Below are 10756 nucleotides of genomic sequence, written 5' to 3'. Positions count from 1 at the left end.
GTGCGGGGGGCGGGTGGGGCGGGGACGCGGTCAGCGCACGGCGCTGCTCACCTCCTCCGGCGCCGCGGGGAGACCCCGGTCGTTCTGCAGGGACCACAGCTCCCGGAAGAGGCCGGGGGCCTCGACCAGTTCGGCGAAGGTGCCCAGCTGGATGATCCGGCCGTGGTCGAGGACGACGATGCGGTCGGCGACCGCGACGTTGGCCAGGCGGTGGGTGACGAGGACGACGGCCCGTTCCTGGGCGACCTTGCGCAGTCCGGAGAAGATGCGGTGCTCCGCCCGGGCGTCCAGGGCGCTCGTGGGCTCGTCCATGACGAGCAGGCCCGCCGGGCGGTAGAAGGCCCGCGCGATGGCGATGCGCTGCCACTGGCCGCCGGAGAGCTCCACCCCGCCGTACCACTCGCGGGCGAGGAGGGTGTCGAGCCCGCTGCGGAGCTCCTTGACGACGTCGTCGGCGCCCGCGTGGGCGGCCGCCTGGAGGACGAGGCCGTCCCCCTCGTGCGCCTGTCCGAGGGTGATGTTGTCGCGGGCGGACATGGGCCAGTGGGCGAAGTCCTGCGGGACGACGGCGGTCTGCCGCCACATGGCCTGCGGGTCGAGTTCGGCGGAGTCGACGCCGTCCCAGGTGACCCTGCCCTCGGTGGGCAGGTACAGACCGGTCAGCAGCTTGCTGAGGGTGGTCTTGCCCGAACCGTTCTCCCCCACCAGGGCCAGGACCTCGCCGCGCCGCACTTCGAGGCTGACCTCGTGCAGCGCGGGACGGTCGGAGCCGGGGTAGCAGAAGGTGAGGGACTCGGCGCGGACGGCCGCGGGGGAAGCGGGGACCCGGGTGCCGCGCTGCATGCGGTGCCCGCCGGCCTCGTCGATGAACTCGGCCCAGTCGTCGAGGTAGAGGCCGGTGCGGAAGAGGCGGGCGCCGTAGGAGACCATGCCCCTCAGGGACGAGCCGACCGACCGCAGGGCGAAGACCGCCGTGCCGGCCGAGGCGAGCGACATGTGCCCGGTGCCCAGCAGGAGGGCGAGCGCGGCCCACACCAGTCCGGAGGCGAGGCCGCCGGCCACGGCGCCCGCGAGCGCGTACCGCGCGCCCCGGTGGACCGCCTTGTCGGTGGTGGTGTGGATGCGGTTGCTGATCGAGCGGTAGCGGCCCAGGAGGAACTCGGCCATGGTGCCCGAGCGCAGCTGGTCGGCGAAGAGCTTGTCGGTGACGTGCCACCGCAGGTGGTTGAGCACGCGGCGGTCGCCGCTCAGGGCGCGGGAGGTCTGGTAGTGGACCCGCGCCCCCTTCACGCTCGCGATGCCCTGCGGGAGGGTGGCCAGCAGGAGCAGCGGCAGCAGGACCGGGTGCAGGAGCGTCACCACGCCGGCCGCGGCGATCAGCGACGCGAGGCAGGCCATGAGGTCCTGGGATTCGGTGAGCAGGTCCTGGGCGACGTCCGCGCCGCGGTCGGCGGCTTCGCGCTTGTCGTTGAAGCCGGGGTGGTCGTAGGCGGCGAGTTCCGCGTTGATGGCCGCGTCGAGCATCTGGAGCTCGGCCTCGCGGGAGATCCGGGGGGCCAGGCGGCTGGAGATGTTGCTGACGGCGATGGCGAGCAGGGCCCGGGTGCCGGCCGCCCCGGCGAGGAGGGCGAGCGAGGGCAGCGCGTCCACGAGCCGGTCCTCGATGTGGCCGGAGGTGATCAGCGCCGTGATCGTGCGGCTGGTGGCCAGCAGGCCGAAGGCCTCGAACGCGCCGGACAGCACCTGGCAGACGAGGAGCGTCAGGACGGCTCGTCTGTCCACGCGCCAGGCGAGGTTCAGCGCCTTGCGGACGAGCTGGGGCAGGCGCCGGCTCATGGCGCGGGCGGTGAGCGGGCTCTTCTCGAAGGCGGTCAGGGTCGGGGAGCGGAAGCGTAATTCCTCATGTGCCTCTGTGGTCTTGTGTACCTCTGTGGTCTCGGCGGGCAACGTGATTCCCCTTGGTTGCGGGTGTCGACGGTCCGGTTCCGATGGTGAGCGCCTGCACGATGCCGTATGGCGGAGGCGAGTTACGACCGAACGCCCTTAATCCACTCGAAGGTGGGCCTTTTGGCTGACCTCTTCGGAGTCGCCCTCTTCGCGTTTTGACGCGCCCCTGTCAACCAACAGGGCTGCGTGTCACCCTGCCTCCACGCACCACGCACCCGAACCAGGCACCCGCACCACGCACCTCCCGGTACGTGCCGTATCCGCGCCGCAGAAGGAGTACGCGTGAGACGATCCCGCCGATCCCGCCGTACGACCGCAGGTGTGCTGCTGGCAGCCTGCGCCCTGGTCACCGCAGGCACACAGGCCGCGACGGCCGACGGAGCACCGGGCGGCACACCCGCCCCGGCGGTGCACACCGCCGCGGCCTCGCCCGGCGCACAGAAGGCCGTCGCCGCCTACTGGACGCCCGAGCGGATGCGCGCGGCCGTCCCGCTCGACCTGCCCGCCGTCGAGCCCGGCGCGCTCCCGGCACCGAAGGCCCGGGGCGAGACGCTCACCGTCGCCGCCACCGCCCCGTCCGCCGGACCCCTCGCCTCCTTCCCGCAGCCGGGCGGGCCGTGGACCGGCGGCGGTGCGGTGGCCAAGACCTCGGGCCGGGTGTTCTTCACCATGCAGGGCCGCAACGCCTCCTGCTCGGCCGACGCCGTCACCAGCCGCAACGCCAGCACCGTGATCACGGCCGGGCACTGCGTCAAGTACCAAGGCAACTGGCACACCAACTGGACGTTCGCCCCCGGCTACTCCGACGGCCAGACGCCCTACGGCACCTGGGCGGCGACCAAGACGCTGTCCACGCCGCAGTGGACGGCCAGTGAGGACATGAACTACGACATCGGCGCCGCGGTCGTGGCCCCGCTGGGCGGCAAGCGCCTCGCGGACACCGTCGGGGCGCAGGGCCTGCAGTTCAACGGCGCCTACAACAAGCCCATGTACGCCTTCGGCTTCCCCGCGGCCGCCCCGTACGACGGCAAGAGGCTCATCCACTGCAGCGGGAACTCCACCAAGGACTTCCTCCTGACCAAGGACCACGGGCTGAGCTGCAACATGACGGGCGGCTCCAGCGGCGGCCCGTGGTTCGCGTCGTTCGACGAGGCGACCGGCACCGGCCTGCAGGCGTCGGTGAACAGCTTCGGGTACACGTTCCTGCCGAACAGGATGTTCGGCCCGTACTTCGGCGACGAGGCCAAGGCCCTCTACGAGCAGGCCCAGACGAGTTGAGGAACGTGAGCGAGCCGAGGAACGCGAAGGGCCCCCGCCTTCCGGCGGGGGCCCTTCGTCTCACGTGCGCCACCAGGGACTCGAACCCCGGACCTGCTGATTAAGAGTCAGCCGCTCTAACCAACTGAGCTAGCGGCGCGAAATGAATACTACCGTACGAATGACGGTGTATCGGCCCGGGCTCCGTGGTCGCTCCTGCCGTGGTCGGTCACCGGGACGGCGAGCAGCGCCAAGCCCAGGCATGCGGCCACCAGGCCCTGGATCACGACGGTGATGAAGGCCCGTGCGAAGGCGAGGCCGGCGGCCGCGACGACGGCGAACCCGGCGAGGACGCCGAAGCACGTCAGCAACTCTCCGGTGGTGTCCGGCGGCGGGGGCGCGTCCTGCCGGCCGCCGTAGTCGGCGTCGTAGGCCCAGCCCTCGATGCCCACGACGTAGAAGCAGCCGACGGCCACGACGACCTCCAGCGCCAGCAGGCCGAGGGCGATCAGCAGATCCGCGTACCAGGGGATGCCGGCGCGTCCGCCGGCCCGGGGCGGGGGCGGGACCACGGCAGGGGGTGCCACAGGAAGGGGTGCCATGGCCTCAGTGTTTCCCCCGGACCGCGGTGGCGGGATGAGTACGCGTACTCATGCCCCCTCGCACTCAGCTCCCGCTCACGCCCGTGCCCGCTCCCGCGACACTGATCATGCGACGCCGCCGAGGGTCTCGAGCGTCACCCGGACGAGCCCCTGATCGATGTCGGCGATCTCCTCGAAGGCGGCCCGCGACAGGTCGATGCAGCGGTTCCTGTCCCTCGGACCGCGATCGTTGATCCTCACCATGACGGCGTCGCCGGTCTCCACGTTGGTGACCTGCACCCGGGTGCCGAACCGCAGATCCCTGCTGGCGGCGGTCAACGCCTCGGGGTCGAACGGCTCGCCGCTCGCGGTGGGCAAGCCGTCGAGCATCTCCTCCGGCGCGCCGTACCAGGATGCGGTGCACGGCCGCGCGTCGCGGACGTCGGCGCGGGCCGGGAAGGGGGCGACGCAGACCAGGACCGTCGCCAGCGCCACCGCGGCAGGGGCGTGGCCGGGCGTGCCGGGGTGAGCCATGGGGGTCCTCGATCTTCCGTTCCTCGGGTCTGGAAGATCGTGTCCGCCGGGGGCCCGTTCCAGTCCTCGGAACGGGACGGAGCAGCCGATCGGCGGCATGCGGCGTGGTCACACCGTGGTCGTCACCCCCGCGTTCGTGAGGATCTCGCGCACCGGCAGCGCCGTGCTCGCGGCGGCGGTCAGGCCCGAGGCCGCCAGATGGGCGTCCACGATCCGCAGGCCGACTCCGTAGCCCGCGAAGTCCGGCAGGCCGACGGTTTCCTGGCCCATGAGCCGCGCGGTGGCGTCGCCCAGGACGTACGCGGTCAGGTTCTGCATCCCCGCGACGTCGATGTCGTCCGTGATCTTCGCGTAGGCGCTGTCCAGCGCGGCGCCGGTCACGGCCCGGGACCACGGGCCCATGGCCTGTTCGCCGGCCAGCTCGCGTACGAAGGCTTCGGCCAGTCCTTCGGCGACGACGTGTTCGCCGACCGTGACGGTCATCGGGTTCCAGGCGACGTTCGCGTAGCGCACGTTGTGGTGGAGTTCGTGCGCGGCGCCGTAGCCGATCTTCTCCAGGCTCGTGTCGGTGGGCCACATGATCAGCTCGATCGCACCGGGGATCCCGCCTATTCCGAAGTAGCCGGCGCTGCGGGTCATGAGCTGCTCGTCGTCGGGGTTGCCGAGGACCAGGACGACGTGCACGGTCTCGGCGTGCCGGATGCCCGGTGCGGCACTGCCGATCCGCTCCCACGCGGCGGCGAGGGTGTCCTCGATGCGCTTCCAGACGCCCGCGTCCTGCATCCGGCGCACGGCGGGCAGATAGCGCGGGTCGTCGCGGTCGAACCGGAAGCCACTGCTCTGACGGTGCATCTCGACCAGGTCGACGTCGCCCATCACGGGTCCCAGCACGCCCTGGAGCGGCCTGAGCATCTCTCGCAGCGCCTCCGGCCTCTCCTCCAGCGGTCGCCGGAGGAGGTCGAGCATGGCGGAGGCGGTGTCGTGAACAACGATCTTCATGACTCGGGACCGTAGGCCCTCCTGTTACAGGAGGGTCAAGCAGCCGAGGGTCGAGCGCCGCGGCTATGGAGCCGTACACACCGCATACGCGGTCACGCTCTGGTTGAACCCGCTCGTGTTCCTGGCACTCACGAACCAGGTCGCGCCGGAAGGGAACGACGAGGTCACGTATGTCTCCCCGCCGCTCGTGCTCACTCCTCCCCCGGAGATCACCGTGCCTTGAGGACATGTCACGTTGGCGTCCCTCTCCTGCCCTGCGGGGATGTTCACTGCGAGACTGGAGCGCTGGAGATGTTCGGCCATCGGCGCCGCAGCGCGCTTCCCGGCGGTCTTGTCCACCTCGCTGCTGCCCTGCGCGACCGTGACACCTGCCCCGGCTGCGAGGACGACGAAACACACCAGAGCAGCGATCCGGATACGCCTCATGCCAACCCCTTGAGTCGCGATTGTCGGACTTCCTGCATGCCCAGCCGATCCGCGGCAACGCGCGACCGCCTCCTTTCAGGTGAGGAAGAAACGATCTTCCGCTCCGCGCGGACGAGCCGGGGTGGGGCGGGGCCCGGCGAGCCGTTGGCCGAACGTGACGCGGATCAGCCCCGGGGAGCCGGCGGCCGCAGAAAGCGGCGCAGCTTCTGCAACGGCCACGTGTTGATGACGTCGTCCTTCGTCAGCCAGCCCCGTTGGGCCGTGCCCACACCGAAGCGCAGGTACGGCAGGTGGGTCACCGAGTGGGCGTCGGTGTTCACGGCGAACTTCACGCCGTAGCGCTTGGCGCGCAGGATGTCCTCGTCGCACAGGTCGAGCCGTTCGGGGTGGGAGTTGATCTCCAGGGCGGTGCCGGTGCGGGCGCAGGCTGCGAAGACGGCGTCGAAGTCGGCGTCGATTCCCCGCCGTTTGCCGATCAGCCGCGTCGTGGGGTGTCCGATGATGCTGACGTGCGGGTTCTCGCAGGCGCGCACGAGTCGGCGGGTCAGCTCCTCGCGGGTCTGGTTGAAGTGCGAGTGGACCGAGGCCACGCACAGGTCGAAGCCCGCGAGGAAGTCGTCCGGCCAGTCCAGCTCTCCCTCGGGGCCGATGTTGAGTTCGGTGCCGTGCAGCAGGCGCATTCTGCGGTGCTTGCCGTCCAGGGCCCGGACCCGCTCCCGCTGGGCGAGGATCTTGGCGTCCGTCATGCGCTGCATGTACAGGTTCGGGGCGTGGTCCGTGACGGCGTAGTAGGAGTACCCGCGGGCGGCCGCCGCGGTCACCATGTCCTCCAGCGTCGCCACGCCGTCCGTGAGGTCGGTGTGGGTGTGCAGGTCGCCGCGGACGTCGTCCTCGGTGACCAGGTCCGGCAGTTCGTCGCGCAGGCCGGCGGCGATCTCGCCGCGGTCTTCGCGCAGGGCCGGGGGGATCCAGGGCAGGCCGAGCCGTGCGTAGACCTCCTCCTCGGTCTCCGAGACGATCTTCTTGCCGCTCTTGGCGTGGAAGAGGCCGTACTCGGACAGCTTGTACTTGTGGCGGACGGCGATCTCGCGGACGCGGATGTTGTGCGCCTTGGAGCCGGTGAAGTACAGCAGTCCCGCTCCCCAGGCGTCCGCCGGCAGGACGCGGAGGTCGACCTGCAGGCCCTTCGTCGTACGGATCGAGGTCTTCTTCTCGCCGTGCGCGATGACCTCGGCGGTGATCGGCAGCTCGGTGACGGCCTCCATGAGGGGGGCCGACCGGGCGGCTGCGACGAGGATGTCGATGTCCCCGATGGTCTCGCGCATGCGCCGCAGGGACCCGGCGTACGTGCAGCGCTCGCATCCGCCGACCCCGGAGAGGTCGGCGACGATCTGTTCGGCGACGTCCATGGCGGCGTTCAGCAGGATGCGGTCGCCGGCCTGCTGCATCAGGGAGATGCCGTGCAGGATGTTCTCCTCGGTCTTGGCGCCGAAGCCCTTGAGGTCGCGCAGCTTCTTGTCGTGGATGGCGTCGAGGAGCTCGTCGACGGAGGAGACGTGGAGCTCCTCGTAGAGCAGCATGGCCTTCTTCGGGCCGAGCATGGGGATGCCGATGAGCTCGCGCACTCCGGCGGGGATGACCGCCCTGGCCTCCTCGACCATGGAGAGCCGGCCGGTCCGCAGGTATTCGAGGACCTTCTCCGCGATCGACTTGCCGACGTTGGGGATGTCGAGCAGCCCTTTGAGGTCGAGGCGGGAGACGTCGGCGTGGTGGCCGCCGATCGCGCGGGCGGCCTTCTCGTAGGCGCGCGCCTTGTAGGCGTCGCCGCCGGTGATGGTGACGAGGTCGGCGTACTCCTGCAGCAGCGCCTCGACCTCTTCGTTGGGCCGCGCCATGGGTCTGCTGTTCCCCCTCGCCACAGATGCCACACATTCCCCTTTAAAACTCACTATTCCTACAATGAGACCGGTGGGACTCCGCGCGTGGGCGAGGAGGTGGTTGAACCGTGAAGCTCGCACTCGCCGGTGACACCATGCTGGGCCGCGGGGTCGCCCGGCGGCTCGCCACGGACCCGCCGGAGAGCCTGTTCGCCGACGAGGTGGTGGCCGCGGCGCACGAGGCCGACCTCTTCGTCCTCAACCTCGAGTGCGCGGTCTCCGCACGCGGCGAGCGCCGGCGGGACCCCTTCAAGCCCTTCTTCTTCCGGGCGCCGCCCGTGGCGACGCAGACCCTGCGCCACCTCGGCGTCGACTGTGTGAACCTGGCCAACAACCACGCGCTGGACTACGGCCCCGACGCCCTCCTCGACACCTTCCGCCATCTGGCCGACGCCGGGATCGCCTGGGCGGGGGCGGGCCCCGACGAGGAGGCGGCGCGGCGGCCGGCCGTCCTGGAGCGCCGCCGCCTGCGGCTGGGCGTCGTCGGGGTCACCGACCACCCGCAGGACTTCGCAGCGGGCCCCGGCCGGCCGGGAGTCGCCTACGCGCCCCTGGACACCGGCGCCCCGGCCTGGCTGCTGGGCACGGTCGGGGCCCTCGGCGCGGACACGGACATCACCCTCGTCACGCCGCACTGGGGCCCGAACATGACCCCGGGCCCGGCCGGCTACATCCGCCGGGCCGCGCAGCAGTTCCTCGCCGCCGGCGCCACTCTCGTCGCCGGGCACTCCGCGCACGTCTTCCACGGCGTCCAGGACCGCGTGCTCTACGACCTCGGGGACTTCGTCGACGACTACGCGACGGACGAGGAACTGCGCAACGACCTCGGCCTGCTCTTCCTCGTCTCGTTCGACGGCACCCGCCCCGCACGCGTGGAAGGGGTGCCGCTCGCGCTCGACTTCTGCCGCACCCGGCTCGCCGACGAGGCGGAGAGCCGCTGGATCACCCGCAGGTTCCGACGGGCCTGCGCGGCCTTCGGAACGGAGGTCGCGCAGGAGAACGGCCGGTTGGTGGTGGAGTGGCCCTGACCGGCCCCGCCGGGCTCTCACCGGCCCGGACCGGCCCGGCGGGGCCCGGACCGGCCTGACTGCCTGCTTCCGTACCGGTCGAAGCCCTACCATCGGGCACACCTTCGCTCCGCCGCGCAGGAGGTCCGGATGGCCGAGTCCCCGCCCATGACCGCGCACGTCTACTTCGACGCCGACACCGGCGAGGAGGAGCGCAAGTCGCTCACCGACGGCCTGACGGGCCTGGGCGTCGAGACGTACAGCGCGACGCTGGGCGCCCTCCGGGGCGAGACGCTCACCTGGCTCGTGCTCGTCGTGCTGCCGCTGAGCGGCTTCCTGCAGAACGTCGGGCAACTCCTCGCCCAGGACGCCTGCACCGCTCTCAAGCGGATCCTCGGGGGTGCGCTGCGGCGCTCCCCGGGCGGGCCGCCCGCGCCGCCCCGCCCGCTCCTGCTGGAGGACGCGCTCTCGGCCACCCGGATCCTCGTCGAGGCGGACCTGCCCGTCGCCGCCTACCGCCAACTCCTCGAAATGGACCTCCGGGCCTGCCCGGGCCGGACCCTCTCCTACGACCGGGAGCACGACCGCTGGAGCGGTTCCGCCGACGGGCAGGGGTAAGGGCCGCCCGGGGCGTCACGTAGGTTGACCCGGTGATTCCGAGTGACGAGCAGCGGCTGATCGCCGAGCGGTACCTTCTGACCGACCTGATGGGACGCGGCGGCATGGGCGCCGTCTGGCGCGCGACCGACCAGTTGTTGCAGCGCACCGTCGCGGTCAAGGAGCTCTACCTCGAGGGCGAGGGCGACGGCCACCGGCGGGCGCTGCGAGAAGCGCGCACCATCGCCCGCGTCTCCCACCCCAACGTGGTCGACATCTACGACCTGGTCGCGTACGAGGACCGGCTGTGGATCGTCATGGAGCTCGTGAACGGCCCGTCGCTCGCCGATCACCTCGCCTCGGCCGGCCCGCTGTCCCCGGCCAGGACGGCCGAGGTCGGTCTGCAGCTGCTCGCCGCCCTGGGGGCGGTGCACGCGGCCGGCGCCCTGCACCGTGACGTGAAACCCGCGAACGTGCTGCTGCGCGGCGACGGCAGTGTCGCGCTGACCGACTTCGGCATCGCCTCCCTGGCGGACGGCGAGTCCCTGACCGGCACGGGCGAGGTGATGGGATCCCTCGACTTCATCGCCCCCGAGCGGCTGCACAACCGGCCGGCGGGCCCGCCCAGCGACCTGTTCTCACTGGGCGTCACGCTGTGCGTCCTGGTCTCCGGCCGCTCCCCGTTCGCGCGGCCGGCACCGGCCGCCGTACTGCACGCCGTCGCCCACGAGGAGCCCGACATATCGGGCTGCTCGGGCCCGCTGCGTACGCTCATCGAGGACCTCCTGCACAAGGAGCCGAGCAAGCGCCCCTCCGTGGACGCCGCGGCGGGCGCCCTGCGGTCGGTGTGCACCCTTGGAGCGGCGACCCGCCGGGAGACCCTGCGGGCGCACACCCTCCCCCCGCGCCGCCGACGGCCTCGCCGTATGCGCCGCGTGGTGGTACCGCTGGTCGTCCTGCTGCTCGCGGCCGGTGCGGCCACCGCGTTCCTGATGACGGGCCCGATGAAGAAGCGTGCAGCGACGACGGCAACGGCGCCCGAACGGCCGCCCATGCCCCCCGACGAGGTGCTGCAGGCGCCGGACGACCGCAACCAGTACTGGGTGTTCTCGGAAGACCAGTCCGTACTGGTCAAGGTCGCTGACGGCGGCCACGCCGGCAGCCGCGTCCTCGGGCCGCGCCCGCTGGCCGACTGGGCGGGCCTGGCGGGGTTCTCGCAGCGCATCGACGCGGTGATGCGGACGCCCGACAACCGCAACCAGTACTGGGTCTTCTCCGGAAACCAATACGCCCTCATCGAGCTCGCCGACGGAACCCGCTCCGACAAACAGATCACCGGACCCCGCCCACTGACCAACTGGACGAGCCTCGAAGGACTCACAGGAACCCCGCAACGCATCGACGCCGTCATGCAAACACCCGACAACCGCAACCAGTACTGGATCTTCTCCGGAAACCAATACGCCCTCAT

The 10756-nt window shown here is 71.3% G+C and carries 9 protein-coding genes and 1 tRNA gene; 4 read left to right on the top strand and 6 right to left on the bottom strand.

The window, feature by feature from the left end; genetic code table 11:
- Positions 1-30 precede the first annotated feature (30 nt).
- Positions 31-1836, bottom strand: a complete 1806-nt coding sequence (locus tag ACSNOG_RS29490; protein WP_436755756.1) for an ABC transporter ATP-binding protein — start codon at positions 1834-1836, stop codon at positions 31-33.
- Positions 1837-2229: 393 nt separating this feature from the next.
- Between ACSNOG_RS29490 and ACSNOG_RS29485 the strand changes: the two genes are divergently transcribed.
- Positions 2230-3225: a peptidase gene (locus tag ACSNOG_RS29485; RefSeq protein WP_436755755.1), complete on the top strand. Its 996-nt coding sequence runs from the start codon at positions 2230-2232 to the stop codon at positions 3223-3225.
- A 65-nt stretch (positions 3226-3290) separates the two neighbouring features.
- Here ACSNOG_RS29485 and ACSNOG_RS29480 read toward each other — a convergent pair.
- The 5 genes from ACSNOG_RS29480 to polX all read right to left on the bottom strand — a co-directional run bounded on the left by ACSNOG_RS29480 (position 3291) and on the right by polX (position 7639).
- Positions 3291-3364 (bottom strand) — tRNA-Lys (locus ACSNOG_RS29480).
- 10 nt (positions 3365-3374) lie between these two features.
- Complete coding sequence (locus tag ACSNOG_RS29475) at positions 3375-3806, bottom strand: DUF6234 family protein (RefSeq protein WP_436755754.1); 432 nt, start codon at positions 3804-3806, stop codon at positions 3375-3377.
- Positions 3807-3911: 105 nt separating this feature from the next.
- Positions 3912-4319 (bottom strand): septal ring lytic transglycosylase RlpA family protein, encoded by a 408-nt coding sequence (locus ACSNOG_RS29470; protein ID WP_436755753.1) that lies wholly within the window; start codon positions 4317-4319, stop codon positions 3912-3914.
- A 108-nt stretch (positions 4320-4427) separates the two neighbouring features.
- The gene (locus tag ACSNOG_RS29465; protein ID WP_436755752.1) at positions 4428-5318 is read right to left on the bottom strand and encodes a DUF2268 domain-containing protein; all 891 of its coding nucleotides are present in this window, start codon (positions 5316-5318) and stop codon (positions 4428-4430) included.
- A 590-nt stretch (positions 5319-5908) separates the two neighbouring features.
- Entirely contained in the window at positions 5909-7639 is a 1731-nt protein-coding gene (polX, locus tag ACSNOG_RS29460; protein WP_436755751.1) for a DNA polymerase/3'-5' exonuclease PolX, read from the bottom strand.
- Positions 7640-7749: 110 nt separating this feature from the next.
- Between polX and ACSNOG_RS29455 the strand changes: the two genes are divergently transcribed.
- From ACSNOG_RS29455 to ACSNOG_RS29445, 3 genes are all read left to right on the top strand, one after another.
- The gene (locus ACSNOG_RS29455) at positions 7750-8709 is read left to right on the top strand and encodes a CapA family protein (RefSeq protein WP_436755750.1); all 960 of its coding nucleotides are present in this window, start codon (positions 7750-7752) and stop codon (positions 8707-8709) included.
- 129 nt (positions 8710-8838) lie between these two features.
- Entirely contained in the window at positions 8839-9306 is a 468-nt protein-coding gene (locus ACSNOG_RS29450; protein WP_436755749.1) for a hypothetical protein, read from the top strand.
- A gap of 32 nt (positions 9307-9338) precedes the next feature.
- Positions 9339-10756: protein kinase domain-containing protein (locus tag ACSNOG_RS29445; protein WP_436755748.1), on the top strand; the 1418-nt coding region annotated here is incomplete at its 3' end.

This window comes from Streptomyces sp. URMC 124 (assembly GCF_051386455.1).
Lineage (GTDB): Bacteria > Actinomycetota > Actinomycetes > Streptomycetales > Streptomycetaceae > Streptomyces.
This window is presented reverse-complemented; position numbering and strand designations above follow the sequence as displayed.